This window comes from Oscillatoria sp. CS-180, from assembly GCF_028330965.1.
In the GTDB taxonomy this organism is placed as follows: Bacteria; Cyanobacteriota; Cyanobacteriia; order Phormidesmidales; family Phormidesmidaceae; genus Halomicronema.
This window is the reverse complement of sequence record NZ_JAQMUB010000021.1, coordinates 41,824-59,926: the sequence shown is the minus strand read 5'-3', so window position 1 is coordinate 59,926 and position 18,103 is coordinate 41,824. Positions and strand designations below refer to the sequence as shown.

Annotated in this window: 13 protein-coding genes and 3 tRNA genes; 6 read left to right on the top strand and 10 right to left on the bottom strand. The window is 49.2% G+C overall.

Annotated features, from left to right (window positions below):
• The first annotated feature begins 4 nt into the window (after window positions 1-4).
• Entirely contained in the window at window positions 5-1,612 is a 1,608-nt protein-coding gene (locus PN498_RS03485; RefSeq protein WP_272061287.1) for an HlyD family efflux transporter periplasmic adaptor subunit, read from the top strand.
• Window positions 1,613-1,634: 22 nt separating this feature from the next.
• Here the strand turns inward: PN498_RS03485 and PN498_RS03480 are convergent.
• From PN498_RS03480 to PN498_RS03470, 3 genes are all read right to left on the bottom strand, one after another.
• Window positions 1,635-1,723, bottom strand: a tRNA-Ser gene (locus PN498_RS03480).
• A 90-nt stretch (window positions 1,724-1,813) separates the two neighbouring features.
• On the bottom strand, window positions 1,814-2,404 hold the full coding sequence (locus PN498_RS03475; RefSeq protein ID WP_272061286.1) for an esterase/lipase family protein: 591 nt from the start codon (window positions 2,402-2,404) through the stop codon (window positions 1,814-1,816).
• Window positions 2,405-2,506: 102 nt separating this feature from the next.
• On the bottom strand, window positions 2,507-3,877 hold the full coding sequence (locus PN498_RS03470; protein WP_272061285.1) for a hypothetical protein: 1,371 nt from the start codon (window positions 3,875-3,877) through the stop codon (window positions 2,507-2,509).
• Window positions 3,878-4,760: 883 nt separating this feature from the next.
• On the opposite strand from PN498_RS03470, the gene PN498_RS03465 reads away from it, so the two are divergent.
• Both PN498_RS03465 and PN498_RS03460 read left to right on the top strand, forming a co-directional pair.
• Entirely contained in the window at window positions 4,761-5,006 is a 246-nt protein-coding gene (locus PN498_RS03465; protein ID WP_272061284.1) for an NAD(P)H-quinone oxidoreductase subunit L, read from the top strand.
• 164 nt (window positions 5,007-5,170) lie between these two features.
• The gene (locus PN498_RS03460) at window positions 5,171-6,694 is read left to right on the top strand and encodes an alpha-amylase (protein ID WP_272061283.1); all 1,524 of its coding nucleotides are present in this window, start codon (window positions 5,171-5,173) and stop codon (window positions 6,692-6,694) included.
• 279 nt (window positions 6,695-6,973) lie between these two features.
• On the opposite strand, the gene PN498_RS03455 is transcribed toward PN498_RS03460, so the two are convergent.
• The 3 genes from PN498_RS03455 to murA all read right to left on the bottom strand — a co-directional run bounded on the left by PN498_RS03455 (window position 6,974) and on the right by murA (window position 9,416).
• Window positions 6,974-7,055 (bottom strand) — tRNA-Leu (locus tag PN498_RS03455).
• Entirely contained in the window at window positions 7,034-7,912 is an 879-nt protein-coding gene (locus tag PN498_RS03450) for a M48 family metallopeptidase (RefSeq protein ID WP_272061282.1), read from the bottom strand. Before PN498_RS03450 ends, PN498_RS03455 begins: the two co-directional genes overlap by 22 nt.
• 157 nt (window positions 7,913-8,069) lie before the next feature.
• Window positions 8,070-9,416, bottom strand: a complete 1,347-nt coding sequence (gene murA / locus PN498_RS03445; RefSeq protein ID WP_272061281.1) for a UDP-N-acetylglucosamine 1-carboxyvinyltransferase — start codon at window positions 9,414-9,416, stop codon at window positions 8,070-8,072.
• A gap of 258 nt (window positions 9,417-9,674) precedes the next feature.
• Between murA and PN498_RS03440 the strand changes: the two genes are divergently transcribed.
• Window positions 9,675-9,758 (top strand) — tRNA-Leu (locus tag PN498_RS03440).
• A gap of 167 nt (window positions 9,759-9,925) precedes the next feature.
• A complete protein-coding gene (locus PN498_RS03435) occupies window positions 9,926-10,702 on the top strand; it encodes a TrmH family RNA methyltransferase (protein WP_272061280.1) in 777 nt (258 codons plus the stop codon).
• A 10-nt stretch (window positions 10,703-10,712) separates the two neighbouring features.
• Here PN498_RS03435 and PN498_RS03430 read toward each other — a convergent pair whose 3' ends face one another.
• Complete coding sequence (locus PN498_RS03430) at window positions 10,713-10,979, bottom strand: hypothetical protein (protein ID WP_272061279.1); 267 nt, start codon at window positions 10,977-10,979, stop codon at window positions 10,713-10,715.
• 637 nt (window positions 10,980-11,616) lie between these two features.
• Window positions 11,617-11,985, bottom strand: a complete 369-nt coding sequence (locus tag PN498_RS03425; protein ID WP_272061278.1) for a hypothetical protein — start codon at window positions 11,983-11,985, stop codon at window positions 11,617-11,619.
• Between the two features lie 1,014 nt (window positions 11,986-12,999).
• On the opposite strand from PN498_RS03425, the gene PN498_RS03420 reads away from it, so the two are divergent.
• Window positions 13,000-14,154 (top strand): extracellular solute-binding protein, encoded by a 1,155-nt coding sequence (locus PN498_RS03420; RefSeq protein WP_272061277.1) that lies wholly within the window; start codon window positions 13,000-13,002, stop codon window positions 14,152-14,154.
• Here PN498_RS03420 and PN498_RS03415 read toward each other — a convergent pair.
• Both PN498_RS03415 and PN498_RS03410 read right to left on the bottom strand, forming a co-directional pair.
• The gene (locus tag PN498_RS03415; protein ID WP_272061276.1) at window positions 14,137-14,904 is read right to left on the bottom strand and encodes a hypothetical protein; all 768 of its coding nucleotides are present in this window, start codon (window positions 14,902-14,904) and stop codon (window positions 14,137-14,139) included. The two genes, PN498_RS03420 and PN498_RS03415, sit on opposite strands and share 18 nt — an antisense overlap.
• 115 nt (window positions 14,905-15,019) lie before the next feature.
• Complete coding sequence (locus PN498_RS03410; protein WP_272061275.1) at window positions 15,020-17,692, bottom strand: TIGR03960 family B12-binding radical SAM protein; 2,673 nt, start codon at window positions 17,690-17,692, stop codon at window positions 15,020-15,022.
• Between the last annotated feature and the right edge of the window lie 411 nt (window positions 17,693-18,103).

The window sequence follows — 18,103 nt, the reverse complement described above, 5'->3', positions numbered from 1 at the left end:
TCGTATGACCCCCGGATCGCGAATCACGCAAAATGGCCATGCCCAGAATGGTCGCTTAGGTAATGGCCGCTTACAGAACGGTCGACCGGCTCAGCATGGTCGGCTTTTACAAGACGGTCAGTCGCCACCGCCGCCACCTCAACCCCCTCAGCATCAGCCTACGGGACCTAATTTCGAGCGTCCTGTGATTCTTCGGCAGTCACCTCGGTGGGCGCGATATGTCGTTTGGGGTATTGTCGGCGTGACGGTCACCTCTGTCACCTGGGCCTGTCTAGCCAAGATTGAGGAAGCGATTCCAGCTCAGGGCAAGCTTGAACCTAGTGGTGTCGTGCAACCCGTTCAAGCTCCAGTGGGTGGTGTGGTTGAAGACATTCGAATTACGGAAGGGGAAACAGTTCAGCAAGGCGATATATTGGTCACGATGGATCCAAGTTCGACTCGGGCTCAACTAGAATCCCTCGAAGATGTTCGTGATAGCCTCATGGAAGAGAGTGAATTCTATCGCTCTCAGCTTAGTGCGGCACCTGAAGTGGAGGGAGCACCAACTACCGTTTCACCTGAAGTTGCCCGCCTCACCAGCAACCGAGTTGCTTTGATTGAAGAAAACGAATTGTATCGTGCCATTTTGAGGGGCGACATCACGGCGACTAACCTGTCGCCTCAGCAGCGGGAACGGGTACAAACTTCTTTAGGCGATGTCAACTCACAAATTGCGATTAACCAGCTCCAGATTGAGCAGCTCAATGAACAGCTAGAGCAGGTGCAAACCCAGCTCGCTAATGCTATCGAGGCTCTCAGGGTGGAGCAGGAAATCCTGGGCAGTATTAGCCCGCTGGTGGAACAGGGTGGTATCTCTAAACTTCAAGGCCTGCGTCAGGAGCAAGAGGTCAACAATCGACAAACTGAAGTCAATAGTCTCCGAGACGAGCAGCAGCGCCTGATTTTAGCGATCGATCAGGCTCGTGAAGAACTGCGCCGCACCTCTGTCGTTTCTAATGAGGAGATGCTGGACCGCATTGCTGCGAACGACAACCAGCTCGCCAACATTGACAGTCAGCTGACGAAGATTGTTGTTGATAACGAAAAGCAGCTAGAAGAGATTGAAGGCCAAATTAATCAGCTTGAGTACGCGCTTGAAAACCAAGAGCTAAAGGCCCCACTGACAGGCCAGGTGTTCAACCTCAAGGCTAATCAGCCTGGATATGTGGCAAACGCGACTGAACCTATTCTCGAAATTGTGCCCGATGGAACCCTAGTTGCTCGCGTTTTCATCACGAACCGCGACATCGGTTTTGTCACCCAGCAATTTTATGAGCAAGACGAGCCACTGAAGGTCGATGTTCGAATTGACTCCTTTCCCTTTAGCGAATTTGGTGATGTGGAAGGGACGGTGATTCACATCGGTTCAGACGCCCTGCCCCCAGATGAAATTAATCCTTTCTACCGCTTCCCAGCAGAAATCGAATTAGAGAGCCAAGAGCTAGGTGAGGCCCTGCCGTTGCAGTCAGGAATGTCAGTAACGGCTAATATCAAGCTGCGGAAACGCCGTGTAATTACTATCCTTAGCGACCTCTTCGTGCGGAAGATCGATAGCCTGCGTTCTGGCGGTTAGGTATTAAGTTAGAACATCACAACGGAAGCGGAGGGATTCGAACCCTCGAGGGAGGTTACCCCCCCTACCTCCTTAGCAGGGAGGCGCTTTCAACCGCTCAGCCACGCTTCCAAGGAGACTAGTCTGGCTATTATAGCCTGGACTGCGGCTAACGTAACCCCCTTGTCCTGAAGAATATTGAGAGCATTAAAAGTCGAAGAATTAATTCCCCAAAATATCTGCAACGGTTGCTAGCGATCGCTCATCCACCAACATCCACGGGTGTAGCAGCACTGGCAACTGTCTCATTGTCCCCAGTGGCAACCGAGAACTACTGGCAGGCACAATCATCAGATCGTAGGGAGTCCAAAGGGACGTAAATTCTACTTGAGTCAGTTCATCGAGCGATTGGTTCAAATCGTGCAAAAACGAACTATTGGGACGCATTTGAGCAGCACCGATATTGTTTCTTAAGAATCCTGACCAAGTCCCATTGTGAGGTGAAGAAAGGGTTACAAAACGCCGCACTCGCTGCCAACCCGCTAGTCTCTGCACGTAGTAACGACTGACAATGCCTCCCATACTGAAGCCGACCAAATCCAGCTTCATGGCGGCGTCAATGTGCTGGTCTATATAGGCTTTCACTTGAAGCGCCAATTCATCCAAACCTAGGTCCCCATTGTTAGGAGCAAGATTGAGCGTATGAACAGGAACCGCGAGGCGATCGCTCAAATACGCCGCCATCTTGTCAAAAACGACTGCTGTATCATCAATTCCATGAATGAGCAGAATCGGATGGGGATGGAGAGCCATGGGCTGCACTGCCTTAATCTTTCCACTTCACAATAGTGACCCAGGCGTGGATAAACAGGAGGACGTGTGACAGTTTAGCGGACGGTTTAACGTCAATTGGATCTACGAAGAGGAATCATCCTCGGTCTCTTTCCCTAGAATCATGCGCGAGAAAATACGGCAGGCTTCCAATTCTTCCTGAGTCCAAACTCTAGGTTGATACCGTGCTTCGCCCGTGTCTTTGTTCGCAGGGGAGACTAAGTTATATTCAACATTTTCCGCATGGATAGCGAACGTCACTTGGAAAACCTCTAAGAAATTGATGACCCAGCTGCATTGATTCTTAGGAAACTGCTCATAGTAACGAATCAGATCAGCAATTCTAGCTTCGATGTAATGGTGAGAATTTCTAGAAATCAAAACGAGCTTAAGCAGCAAAATAGCCAGCAAGATAGAGCTGCCTTGAGACAGCATCAAGGTAAAAAGAGAGGAGGGCGATCGCTGGTCTTCTGTCATTAAGTAATCGATTACCCGGTTACAAGTTCTGAGCTGTAGCGAATAATCAACAATATCTTGGTCATACTCCACGTAAAGTATGTCCAACTTCTGACTTAAATGCTGACGTAATGTTTTGACCACATCAGGCTGCTTGACAGAATACGTAAGGTACTGGACCAAGCTTTTTTTGAAACTGGAGTAGTTCAAATCTTTGACTTGCTCCAAAAAAAGGTGAGCTAAGTTCTTATAGCTGAACTGCCCCTTCCGAGCCACAATTGCTTTCACTAGTCTGAGTGCGCCATCCCCTAAGACCGTAGGATTTTTAGGCTTTCTTTGATGGGTTAGATAGCCGTTTTGGGAATGCGCCGTATAAAGCGCCAGCTCTACTTTGTAACGATCTTTAAGCTTCCGAGAAAGCTCTCTAGCAGCCTCCCGCTGCTCCACTGGATTATCAGTATTGATGTATTGCGGTACCAGCAGATAGGACGTGTAGCGAGTTGTCCAGCGGCCTTTTTGTAGGTCGTCTTGAAAACGAGAGATAAACAGCTTCAGTTCTTCATAGTCTTGGCTGTCTATGAAATCAAGCATCCACTCTCGCAGACGCTTTAACGTTGGAGAAACAGTATATTTAAAGAGGCTTGGATCTTCGAACTGACGCACCAATGAACGAATTGGACCGTATTGCCTAGCGACTTCCCAGTTGTTAATCAGAATGTAGCAAGACCGCTTGAGAGTATTGTGGAATTCCTTGCGATCGTTGCTGAAAAGAAGCGTGTAAATAGCCGAAGAGACATCTGAACTAACCGTTTCTCCGTACTCAAAAAAGAGCTGCTTGAACTGAATTAGAACCTCTTCAGGTTCCCATTCTTTTACGATGCTTAGGAGAAAGCTAAAGATATCCTCTTGAGCTTCCTGTAGTGTCAAACGTGACCGATGGTAGCGTTCAGAATCTCGTTCTTGGCTATGTTCCAGCACAGAATTTGCAACCCTTGGCATGTACATACATATTCCCGAAGGGACTCTTCATCCAACATTGCCCCTCTCAGAAAGCAGAAATTGGGGCATCAGCATCGTACTTTAGTCAATTCTACAGAGTGTTTTTCTGTAGACATCACAGCATGATCCAGTATTTTTAACGGATCAAGTCTGCCCTAAGTCTTCAACGAACTAATTAGCTATTCCGCAAAAAACTCCGCAAAGTTACGGATACGTCCATAAAACAATAGCTCTTCAGCATTGCCAGAATTCATCATAGCTATGAGCAAAATGTATGCTTTGCCGAAATTAAGCTCCTGCAGCTCACGATCAGTCCAACTTGAAGTCAGCTTCAAGCTCAATGCATTGATGGTTTGTGCATGGGGGCGGAGGGACTTGAACCCTCACGACCTTAACGGTCAACGGATTTTCATCCTCTCGCAGTTTTCACTGCTGCCAAACGAGTTCACTGAAGCAATGCTAGCGATCGCTGGCTTTGAGAATTGGACCCTCCCTTTACCCTCGCCTTAAACGTTAGGGTAGCTCCCGTCGGGCCTCTGCACCTTCCAACTAGCCACTTGGAGTTACCCAGGAGTACTAATTGGCTTGGCTCAGGATTGCCATGTCCACCGCAGGAGGTTGCCTTGGGTGGATTTAGGTTTCCCTGAGTTTGAGAGCTTACACTCAACAGATTTCTCCATTGAGGCCCAGTTTTCTAAGTCCGTAGCGTCTACCATTCCGCCACGCCCCCTTAGAATCCTGATAACCATCATTGGTTATCAGGAATATCTATATTACAGACGAAACTCCCCTATCGAACATCTTTCTGCAGGATTTCGCCTTGCCTTTAGAATATGTTTACGGAACGAAATATGAATCGAAGCGCCATAACTGTGAGAATGTCATGTTAGAAGACCTACCTGTTTCATCCAATACGCTTTTGGCCCTGGGTACATACGGAGGATTAGCATTCGTCTATCTGCTTGCCATCCCTGTTGCCATTCTGTTTTATCTCAAAGCCCGGTGGAACACGATGGCTTCAGTAGAACGGTTCCTAGTCTACGGCTTAATGTTTGTTTTCTTTCCAGGCATTTTGGTACTCAGTCCGATTCTCAATTTCCGTCCCCACCCTCGTTCGTTGAATTCCTAATCCTGCGTGGAAGCGACGTACAAGCCAGGCCGATTTTGTTTTTCTGATTTTCTCATTCAAGCCTGTTCATCCCTCGAAACAACTGAGAGCGATCGCTATTGAGATTGCTCCGATTTGGGAATTTTCATTACAAGGGTTTACAGGCGTCTAGGAGAATAAGACCCATGAATGCTCGGTTTGGGTCACGATTATGGCAACGATACGTTTGGGCCACAGGTGGATTTAGCATTGTGTGCTCTCTGATGGTGCTAGGGTTCAAACCTTTAGCATCAAAGATGTTGTCTCGTTCAGCAGGATCAGAGTTAGCTCAAAGTTCAGTAATTGTTCACCTGTTCGAATGGACTTGGGATGACATTGCTCAGGAATGTGAAGCATTCTTAGGTCCACAGGGCTATCACGCTGTTCAAATTTCGCCACCTCAGGAGCATATTGTCGCCGCAGAACAGGGATTTCCCTGGTGGCAGCGATATCAACCTGTGAGCTATCAGCTTGTCAGTCGTAGTGGCGATCGCGCCCAGCTCAGGAATATGGTTCAGCGATGCCGAACAGCTGGCGTTGAAATTTATGCTGACGCCGTTATCAATCATATGGCTGCGTTAGACAACACGATTGGTTCAGCCGGAACTAAGTTTAGCCGCTACGATTATCCTGGTCTATACCAGTCAGAAGACTTCAATCCCTGCCGTCGTCCCATCACAAACTATCAAGACGCTGAGCAGGTAACGCAGTGCGAACTAGTAAGCCTACCCGATTTAAATACCGCGTCTCCCCATGTCCAGTCTCAACTGGCTGACTATCTTGTCGATTTGGTTAGCCTCGGCATTGCAGGGTTTCGAATTGACGCCGCCAAGCATATCCGCAGCGACGATCTCGCGGTTATTTTGCAGCAAACTCGCGATCGCACCGAACTCGATCCGTTTATTTATCAAGAGGTCATTGATCCAGGAACTGAGGCGATTAAAAAGCAGAGTTACTACGCGCTTGGAGACGTTGTCGAATTTGAGTATGGCCGTCTGGTGGGCGAAGCCTTCCTCAATGTGGGCAATCTTACCCTGGCCGATCTGCAAACCTTCGAACAGAACGCTGAATTGGTGCCTAGTCATCAAGCCGTTGTGTTCATTGACAATCACGATAAGCAGCGGGGGCACGGTGGCGGGGGCACTTACCTGACCTACCACGATGGACAACTTCACACCCTGTCGATGGTATTTATGCTGGCCTATCCCTACGGTAAACCGCGCATCATGTCAAGTTATGCCTTCGAGACATCAGAACAGGGACCACCAACCATGGCAGACGGTCGCACTCGCAGGGTTTATGAACCAGATGGTTTAGGCTGCGGCGATGCCTGGATCTGCGAACATCGGCAGCCTGCCGTGACTGCTATGGTGGCTTTCCGCGCAGCTACACAAGCGGTTCCTGAAGTCACTGATTGGTGGAGCAACGGACGTAATCAGATTGCTTTTGGTCGAGGCGAGCGCGGCTTTATTGTCATTAACCGCGAAGAAACTGCCCTAGTCCACACGTTTCAAACCCAATTGCCGGCAGGCGACTACTGTGACATTATTCAGTCTGCATCCCAATCCACTCTGTGCGATCGCGTTATCACCGTGAATGCAGAGGGACAGTTCAGGGTTTTAGTCGAACCGATGAGTGCGATCGCCCTACATCAAGACTCACAACCATGAGCAACCAAAACCACCGCCTTCTCTATCCCAGCTTGTCCAACAGGGCTCATTCGCAAAGCAATACCACTACGGGCAACGCATCGCGCAAAAAAAAGAGAGGTCTGTGACCTCTCTTCCACCTTTTTCGCTAGATGACTTCAAACGCTTCCTCAACAGCTTCTCGCGCTTGCGAAGCTGCTTTTGTCGTGCAGTACCGCCACGACCCTTGTCGTTACGCCCCGAACGGCGAGGCGATTCCCATCGCTTCAGCGTCGCCATAATTTAACCCTAGATTTGACATGGGCGGAGAGAGACTCGAACTCTCACGACCGAAGCCGCCACATTTTGAGTGTGGTGCGTCTACCAATTCCGCCATCCGCCCTTAGATGACATTTCTTGATTATACTTCCTTGTGCTGCCATTAAGCAAAGCCTGATAATCTGGGCTGCTAAACCATCGATCAATTTCCCTAGCTCTGAGCACAGGTAAGGGATGGGACAAATCCTGCGAGCGGACCTGTTTGACCAATTCGCCCACCTCTGAACTAACGGCGGCATCATAGGCCCGCGCCTGTTCCAAAAAAGCATCGACATTGAGTTGTGGCGAGAGGCTGGGCGACCCCCCTGATAATTTCATCAGAACAGAGGCAACCGTCTTTGCGTCTTGGACGACCAGCAGCGCCGCGCGATCGCAGGTGAACTCTGCACATCTAACCCATTCCATAATCTGCGATTGGAATGTAGGGATTAAAATTTCTGCAAAAGGCAACTGGCTAGCCGCCAGGGTTATTAGGTTAGCCAATGTCAGGTACACACTGTGGTCGCACTTAAGATGACCCAGCTCGTGACCAATAACGGCCTGAATCTCGGCGGGCTCTAGCAATTCAATCAACGATGTATGAATGACAATAAACGGCTGCCTTCCCCGCATAGCAAACGTATAGGCATTAGGGACAGGGTGCTGCCGCACATACAGCTGGGGCATCTCCAACTCAAGAATCTGGCAGGCTTCAGTAAGCAGCTTGTGAAGGTGAGGTAACTGTTGCTCTCCCACCAGCACACTAGAGGAAATGTTGTCGAGATAGAAAACCTGCTCTGCAATGGGTCCCAGCAGCGTCCGGATAATAATATCCAAGCCTGGCAGCTGTCGCAGGGCCGAAGTCGCTTCTAAATCAAGGGGATGCCTAAAAGCATCCGCCTTCAAGCCGGACAAAACCTTCTTTTGGTCAATGAGTTCCATGTGGCGATATCAGTAGCAAATTGAGTAGGAGAGCTGTAAGCATTCACTCCTATCATGACGGTTTAATCGCGATCGCGACAACGGAGTCATCCGCCCTTGACTTAATCCGCCAAGGGCAGAAGCGTAAAGAACTGACTGAACCGCTAGGGATATCCCCTTAATGGCTAGGCTGCACTGTTGAATGCGTAACGTCGGAAGGCGACGTTGACGACTGACCATCAATTCGGGTGATACGAGCACCCGCTTGAGTAAGCTTGCGCTCCAGCCGTTCATAGCCCCGATCCAAGTGATGCAAGCCACTCATGACTGTCGTACCGTGTGCCCCCAGCCCAGCTAAGACTAGCGCTGCAGACGCTCGCAGATCAGTTGCCATAACAGGCGCTCCAGAGAGTATGGAAGATCCCTGGACCACAGCACAATTTCCGTTGACTCGAATATTGGCCCCCATCCGATTAAATTCAGCAACGTGGCGCAGTCGATTTTCGAAAACCGTCTCAGTGATCAAGCTGTTGCCATTGCTTAGAGTCATCAGCGCCATGAATTGAGCCTGCATATCAGTAGGAAATCCAGGGTAGGGCAGCGTTTGGATGTCCGTAGGGAGGATCTCTTCACCGGGCAGCAGTCGAACGCGGTTGTGAGATTCAATCTGGACGTCTGATCCCGCCTCGCGGAGCTTCGCAATCACAGCTCCCAGATGTTCAGGGACCACTGGTGATAGCGTCAATGTTGAGCGAGTGATAGCTCCGGCAATGAGAAACGTTCCGGCTTCGATGCGGTCTGGAATGATGGCATATTCAGTGCTGTGAAGGCTGGGAACTCCCACAATAGTTAGGGTTTTTGTCCCTACGCCACGAATGCGAGCACCCATCGCTCGACAGAAGTTAGCCAAATCAGCCACTTCAGGCTCCTGAGCGGCATTATCAATAATCGTTTCGCCGTCAGCCAGAGTCGCAGCCATCATCAGCGTCTCAGTAGCGCCAACGCTAGGGTAATCAAGATATATCTTGGCCCCCTGTAGGCGACCTCGGGTTCCTGGAATACAAGCATGAACCGTACCGTGTTCGATTTGAACATCAGCTCCCATCGCCTGCAAGCCGCGAACATGAAGTTCTACGGGACGAGCACCGATCGCACAGCCGCCTGGTAAGGGAATACGAGCTACCCCCATCCGAGCTAACAAGGGGCCAATTACGAAAAAGCTAGCCCGTAACTTACTAACAATTTCATAGGGAGCCCGAGTATGGCTGATGTCAGACGGGTCGACATCTAGGCAATCTGCCTCCTTAGTCACTTTGACGCCTAGAGCAGTCAGCACAGCCGCCATCCGCTCCACATCAACTAAATCTGGAATGTTTCGTAAGCGACAGGCTTGAGAGCATAAAAGCGTTCCAGCCATAACGACCAGCGCAGAATTTTTAGCGCCACTCACCTTAATATGGCCTGAGAGGGGATGTTGTCCCCTAATCTCCAGCACCGAGTCATCTGCTTCAGGGGAATTAGACATCTGTTGAATACCAGTGGATGTGACGATGGGCTTACCCTCCAAAACCTGAGCACAACAACTCAGATGTGAATTTTCGTCTAGATTTTACACAATTCAACCATTTTCTCTAAATGTTTTCAGTACTACCTAAGAGAGACATCATCGTAATACCTCAATCCATAGAACATTTCTCTTAGACTAGGGTTGACGAACAGCAAGTCGTAGAAGATGATAAAAAACTGCTGTTGAAATAGAGTAGTTTTGACGCAGGTTAGTTGAGCGGAACTGGCGGAATTGGTAGACGCGCTAGATTCAGGTTCTAGTGTTCGCAAGAACTTCCGGGTTCAAGTCCCGGGTTCCGCATTACAAAAATTATTAGTTTTCAACTCCCTGAGAATGCCATTGAGCAGAAGTTGATCGAGGCGATTGAATCAACTTCCCACCTGATTGGGGGTTAACGATATTTGATTGCCGTCGATGGTATCTATTTGTTTTTGTAAAGGTATTAATGTCGTGGGGTTAAGGGGACTATGCTGACAAGTCTGAAAAACCCCTGGATAAAAGAACTCCGTAAGCTTCATCAGGTGAAGTATCGCAAGTCCTCTCAGCAGTTCTTAGTTGAAGGAACTCATCTCATTCAAGAGGCGATCGCAGCTGACTATCCCCTAGAAGCGGTTTGTGCCACCCCACATTGGCAAGCCCAACATGCTTCCCTCTGGCAGCAGCTTCAGCACCGGACAAAACGACAAGAAGCTGTTAGCGATGAGATTCTACAAGGAATTGCTACAACTAAGACTCCGGATGGCGTGGTTGCGATCGCACCTTATCAAGAAATAACGTTGCCTCACACAATGCCCCACTTGGGGATCGTCCTTGAATCCATCCAAGATCCCGGCAACTTGGGCACGCTGATCCGTACCGCCGCTGCTGTGAACAGTGACGGTCTGTGGCTCACGAATGACAGCGTTGATTTAGCCCATCCCAAAGTTCTTCGCGCTTCGGCAGGACAGTGGTTCCGAGTCAGCAAACAGGTCACCCATACACTGCCAGCCCAACTATCTACCTGGCAGCAGCAAGGCTGTCAGGTTCTCGCGACGGCATCAGCAGGAGCTGTTGCCTATTGGGACATCAATTTTGCCCAACCAACTGTTCTCGTCATGGGCAACGAAGGTGGTGGACTCTCCCCTGAAACACTCTCACAAGCGAATCACACCATCGCAATTCCTATGGCGGCCTCAGTTGAGTCCTTGAATGTTGGCGTTGCGGCAGCCGTTATTTTGTTTGAAGCTGTTCGCCAACGGCAATAAGCTCACCACACTATTCATTCAAGTCGTTCAAATGCTGCGCCATGAACTGATCAATATCCTGAACCGCTTCATCGAGTAATGCCCCCAAGCTTTCAGAGTTTTCAGCGTGGGGGAATTGAGCAGTCTTATCAGGGTCGACTTGGGGGGGATCGATATCAATAGCAGCAGACGGTTTAGAAGTCGTAGAGTCTGACTGGAATACCGTTTCTAGCTCCTCAAGGGAGTGCATAAATTTCCGAGCGGCTATCTCCCGGCTGGCTTGCTGCTTATTGTTCATAGTCGCTGGTAGACCTTCGAGAAAGTAAACCCGTCAACATGACAAGTTTTTACATCGTCATCACTTTAGCTCTAAATTCTCTCGCAGGTGGAGCGTAATTCTATGTGACAACAGAGACTTCAAATATCTCGATAGGAAACCCTAACGGTTCACAAGAATTACGCACGTGCTCAGAAAACACAGCCTTCGTATCTAGGCTTGTGCACTCAATGGCATCCGGGTGCTGAGCGCATTGTTCACGGGCTCGCCGTCTTGTTCTAGCGGAACTGGCAACGGCTATCCCTTTCTGGACGTAGTACATTGCTGTACTGGTTCACCCAACAAGATCGATTTTCAGGGATGAGGAGATGTTTAGGTCTTCAAAAATAGATTGGGGGCGATCGCAGCTCGTATCTCGCTGCTGCGTTTGTGTTGAGATGTTGAGTACTTCGTAGTGATTGGGTTCAGACCACTCAGCAAGATAGAGATCTCAGTACCTAGAAATAATCTCTTCTCTCTATCGTTGAACTCATGGCCTTTCATTAAGTTGTGCACCCCGGCTTCCAAAAACAGACGTGTTCAAACAATAGAAGTCATTAAAACGACTCGAACAAGCAATCAAGGCAATATCCTCCGTCTGCTGCCTTGTTGCTGGCGTTTAATGAGTACGAATAGCTAGCAGCTGCTCTTCTAAAGCTGCAATGCGATTGTACGCAGCTGTCAGTTGGGCTGTTAGTCTCTGAATCTGCACCTCCGGAGATAAAACGGTATCGTCACCAGACGTTTCTGGGTCAATGTACGCTGAGTCCATCAAGATGTCTTTGTGAACCAGTAGAGCCTCACCTCGCTGCCCGCTACTACTCGACATAATATGTGGATGACGCTCATCATCCAAAATATTAGATTCGGGCTGAGATTGGGATTTCACGAGAATTTCGGACACACGAGAGTCAACCTGTTCAACCACCTGATGAAGTGCGTCAACTTTTTGGGTCAGCAAAGTGACCTGTTCCTGAATAGGTTCCATATGACGCTAAGCTCTCAATAGAATTAATTACATCCTATAGCTGGAATTTTTCAATAGGTCGTATGTAGATAATCATTTAAAATTTGTTGACATATTTAGGTCAATTTAAGATTCTGTTTTTTCGGCTATTTATGTCGAATGACTTTAGCAGAGGGGATTGTGTCTATAGAAGCTTATCCAGCTTAAAAATGAATATTCAACATTGCGTATTTGCAGTACATATAAGTTCATCGCTTAGCCCCTCAGGAGGCCACTAGATTAAAGCTACAGCTTGAGGGATGCCAAGAACTACAGGACTTAGAGCAAATTTTACTCATTATCTCTATATATCAATGCTATCCCTGACGTAGACGGCCTATCCGAGCTTTTTTACCTTCCCAAAGACGGATATCTTGAAGTGCTCATGAAGGTTCACCGGCAAAAGAAATCTGTCATCACTACATGCTTAGTTGTTAGCAGAGAGCAGTGTTATTGGCTTCGCTGATGGCTTGATTCCTTGCAAATGAAAATGAAATTTTGAATGAAACTTTTAGGTCAAATGCAATAAAAACAGGCAACTCAGAACAAAACCCGAACAGCTTATCCACTCTTAATAGAACCTAAAAGACAATAAGCGCAATAAAGAAAAAAATATAATTTTCTTTTTTCAATTCTTGACCAGAGGAACAACGATTTGTGTGGTGTGTTGGTACGGTGCATTACTCAATTTCAGCGGTCCCCTTTCCTTTAACCCTATAGCCATTCCAGGTGATTTGGGGAGGCGAGAAGGCTTTTTAAATAAGGTTTTCCTTGGAAAATCTCATTCAAGGTTTAAATTAGGATCGCTATAAGCCCTCGTGAATAGTTGCGGAGCACTCGGTTTGACTGCTTTCTGATCCATTGATAGTAGTCCTGTTTGCCCAATTGCTGCTGGGGGCAAGAACACAATTTGATACGCTGGCAGTAGTTGTTCTGAGTTACCGACTCAATCTTAGTGGTTGAGTTTAATTTCACCCCTCACGATTACCGCACTGTATGAATCGAAGAAGTTTGCTGGTTGGGTTGATGGCGCTAGCGATCGCCCAGTCGGCATGTCGTCAAAATGCTGACAATACCTTGACCGTTGCAGCTTTGAAAGGCATTGTACCGCCGCGACTCTTGTCGGATGTCGAGAACACCCTGTCAGACCGTATGAAACTACGTCTGACCACACGGCAAAGTCTGGCAGACCTATTTAAGCAATTACAAGATTGGCAAGCATCACTGAGTCAGGCTGCTGACACTGACAATGCAGTCGTCGTCAATACCGCCAATTGGGTAGGTTTAAGCGACTACTGGCTTACTGCGGCCATCCAACAGCAGCTAATCAGTCCTCTAAAAGAGCCTCGGGATATACCAGGCTGGTCTACTTTACCTGCTCAGTGGCGGACTCTCTTGCAGAGGAATGATCAAGGTTTACCAATGGAAGCAGGCACTTGGTGGGCCGCTCCTTACCGTTGGGGGCATCTAACAATAGCTTACTCTCGGCGGCATTTCGACCGACTGGGATGGCAGCCTACAGCTTGGGAAGATCTGCTAAGGCCAGAGTTTAAAGAACGTATTGCACTTCCTAACCATCCACGCTTAGTCTTGGGGATCGTTCTGAAATCCTTAGGATATTCAGCCAATGATCTTGATCCCACAGCTCACAGTGATGTGATTGACCGTCTCAATCAGCTCTCGTCACAGGTTCGAGTGTATGCGTCGGACAATTACTTGCAGTCTCTGATTATGGGAGATGTCTGGTTGGCTGCTGGTTGGTCAACCGATATTCAACCGGTGCTGTCGAGATATCGGCAACTAGGGGCTGTTTCTCCAAAACCCAGCACGCTGTTGACGGCGGATGTATGGGCAAAGCCTAACCCACAAATCGGCAGTGACGATCCGCAATCCCTGACGACGGCTGACAAAACATGGCTCTCTTACTGGTGGCAGCAAGATGTTCTGACGCCTTTGAGCTTGTTTTCTCAAGGCTTATCTCCACTCTTGTTAGATGCCAACATCGGTAGCGAACTTTTGAATGATTCTCTGGGAAGCGTCCTGATCCCCAACGCAGAACAATTACAAGAGAGTGAGTTTATCTTGCCCCTCCCAAGAGAAGCGATCGCCACTTACACACAGCTATGGCAAGCCTTACGGCGGAGCAAATAGGTCCTCTTCAAAGACCGGACTCACGAAACTGATGAAGGGACCGATGGCAGCAGAACACTGCAAATCGTCTAACTCAGGAACGGGAACTTCGACCTGTGGTGTGTCTGCCAATTCCGAAATGTCATTGAATCCGCAGGCATGAATGCCCACCAAAGTAGCTGAGTTAAAAATTCTGATGTGATAGCCATAGCTCATTGCAGCCGTTCCTAACTGAGTCAGAATGGCGTACTGCTGGAAGTAGTTGTAGCGATTCCAGTATTGGGGATCAACGCGGACATCGACGATATAAGTATCAGCCGCTTCGCTATAAAACGAAGTCCAATTGCGGATGAGGCGGTAACCACCATCTATCTGAAACGTCGTTGCATCCAAGGTGCTCCAGCGAGTCGGCATCTGATCGCGTCGCCACCATAGACTCGGCGTCGTCGGCTCAAACAGATCAACATCATCCTCGTCAACCAATGGCCCAGCGTCTGCGACTTCCTCTAAGTCAAAGTTAGGCTGGAGGTCATATCTAGAGGGCACCGTCAGTAGCGTTTCGAGGAGCAGGTCCGTTTCTGAAGACATCTCCAAATCTCCCGTATCAATGATGATTTGGGCCGTTTCTTCTAGTGGTTCTGGGGTCTCTTCGGTTGTTTGGGCGATCGCTCCTGTGCTGCACATTGCCAAAGCGATCGCGCCACCCATTCCCAAAACGGGGCGCAGCGATAGCAGCCTGTTCACCCGGCATAAACAACGTTGTAACAGCATGTTTTAAATCACTTCAATCGCAGACGTAATGCAAGCTTCTATAGGAACGTCGCTAAACAAGTGCCCGCTTTAGCTTTCAATGCGAACTCGATACTCACGTTAAGAACATCTCAGGTCACTGACGCTTTGTGTCACCCAGAAGCAATTCCAGTCGGTGCGTATGGAGTAGTCTCAAGGGCCTACCAGCCACTCGCTCTAGCATGAAAGCAACATGCTCTGGTCGCAGCAAAGTGCCATCATTACGACAACTCCCCACATAGCGAATGATAGCGCGTGAGCCGGTTAGGTTCCCGGTTAGTGACTCTGGAATAAAAGAATAAAGTTCCTCATCAGCCAGTGCCAACTGATCGAGGCGATCGCGCAAATTCACCTGCTTCTTTTTCCCCGATTTAGTAGTGTGCTCCCATAGAACGGTCTCTTGAGCTAGAACCGAGGCGATCCAGATCGGCCAGTCTGACACAGGTGGTGACGTTTCGTCTCCTTCTAGTTCCAGCGCCAGCAAGTAATCCGCCTGCTCTAAAGATTTAGTCGCTGACGGAGCAGACAGGGGAATGTCTGCTACTTGATAAATTGGCATGTCGGCTGGCAGTTGAGTGGCTAACTGCTCTCGAAAATCCTCAACGACCATGACCTTTGTTAGCTCGAAATCTACAATTTCACCGGAACTGGTTGCGCCTAGTGGCAGAGCGTTGGCCGGTGAAATTCTGGGGCCTGGATGAAACCCTCCAGTAAACGCAATGGGGAGCGCCGCCCGGCGAACCGCTCGGTCAAATAATCGCACCAGGTCAAGATGGCCTAATAAAGCCAATTCGCTTTGTTTGCCCAGCCAAACTCGTACTCGCTGCGCTCGGTTTTGGTTGGGTTGAAAATGACCTGAGAATGCGGGGATCGAGGGTGGCGGAACGACAATATTGTGACCAAAGTCAGGACCGCAAACCCCGCAGTGGGAACAGCCTTCAAACGAGCAGTCAGGAACAGTAGCAGCCTCTAGTGCCCGATGCAAATCCTCTTGCAGCCATTTTTTGTCGATGCCCGTGTCTAGATGATCCCACGGCAATGGGGCATCCAAACTGCTAGTGGGATCATCCACTGAGGTTTCCATAATGTTCCACTCACCGGCCTCAACTTGGCGATACTTCCAGGAAAGTCCCGCTTCGTTGATTGCTTGCGTCCAGGCACCAAAAGCTCGATCCAGGCTTTCCCACCAGGAATCCATGCCCGCCCCTAGTTTCCAAGCCCGATGAACAACAGTAGCTAAGCGGCGATCGCCCCGCCCCACAAAATCTTCCATGGCTGAAATACGGACATCAGTGAAGTTCGCTTTGATGCCTCGCATCTTCTGAAATTCTGCGCCTAAGAGTTCCTGCTTCCTTAGAAATTCACTCGTTGAAACGCTGTGCCACTGGAATGGTGTATGGGGTTTGGGAGTGAAGTTTGAAATCGTTAGGTTGACTTTGAGCGGTTTTCGACCCCGCTGACGACACTCCTGCTGTAGCCAGCGGACTGTTTCAGCAATGCCCAACACATCGGCATCGGTTTCACCGGGCAGTCCAATCATGAAGTACAGCTTGACCCGATCCCAGCCCTGCTCATAGGCCGTTTTGACGCCGCGCAGCAGTTCCTCGTTCGTCAGTCCTTTGTTAATGATGTCCCGCATTCGCTGGGTGCCTGCCTCAGGAGCAAACGTCAGCCCTGTTTGACGAGTCCCGCCAAGGATATTGGCAATGTTTTCATCAAAGCGATCAACTCGCTGACTGGGCAGAGATAGCGAAATGTTGTCGTCTTTGAGACGGTTTTTGACTTCAACACCGACAGCGGGCAAGGCCAAATAGTCTGAGCAGCTTAGCGACAGTAACGAGAATTCGTTGTATCCTGTCGCTCGCATTCCCTGCTCAATAGCATCCACGACCGCTTCAGTATCGACATCACGGGCTGGACGGGTGAGCATTCCTGGCTGACAGAACCGACAGCCTCGTGTGCAACCTCGACGAATTTCTACCGTCAGGCGATCGTGCACCGTTTCCACATAGGGCACTAACCCAATCGCATAGTGCGGCATGGGAGTTGCAACTCGCCGTAGAACTCGGGGCGGCACATCCGGTCGATTAGGGTACACAGAGCCATCTTCAGCCATGTCGTAGAACCGAGGCACGTAAACTCCTGGAACCTGAGCCAAGTCCAGCAGAATTTCGTCTCGGCTCAATCCAGATGCTTTTCCCTCTTCGAGAACAAGCCCGATCTCAGGCAGCAGTTCTTCACCATCACCTAAGGCAATGAAGTCGAAGAACTCGGCATAGGGTTCTGGATTTGAGGTTGCCGTTTGCCCTCCGGCAAAAATGAGCGGATAGCTCCCCTGAGTAACGTCCCAAGCACCAACATCATCCCGCTCTCGCCAAGTCAATGGGACGTTAGCCAGCGTCATCATTTCTAAAACGTTGGTCGCACCCAGTTCGTAAGCAAGGCTAAACCCCAAGATGTCAAACTCTAAGAGCGATCGCCGCGACTCTACGGCAAACAGAGGAGTATTGGTTGCCGTCAGCTTCTGTGCCAAATCAGAAGCCGGCAGATAGGCGCGATCGCAGAGCTGACGTGGCTGAGCATTCAAAATACTGTAGAGAATGATATGCCCCAAATTAGAGGCCCCAACCTCATAAATTTCCGGATACGTGAGTACCCACCGCACTTGAACGTCTGCCCACGGCTTGTGAACAGCACCCAGTTCGTTACCCAGATAGCGGGCAGGTTTGTTGATCTCAGTATTGAGAAGCGATTCAACAGCAACAGGCACAGCAGATAACCTTTAGCAGACAGAACGAGTGCAGAAACCACTATAACGAAAAGCTTTCTTGAAACTCTAGAATGATCTTTGAACCTTTAGTGCTTTGTCAAAACCAGACATAGGCATGCGTGTAGGTTGAGTTAGAACGAAGTGAAACCTAGCATTGTCAATGGTTTTGTTGGGTTTCCTAAACGTCAACCCAACCCACAAAACCAAGCCTGATAGACCACGAGTCCAGGCGCTGAGATGACCAAAACTTTCGCAAAACGATACGTAAGTTCTAGAACACGTTATCAATTGATTCTAGAAGCCTCGTAGCACAAGCATTGCTGTACCCGTCCTCAATTTAGGACTTACGTATGGCCCCTGGCATTCCCCAAATAAGGGGAACGTTGAATTCGACTTCCCCCGGTTTGGAAT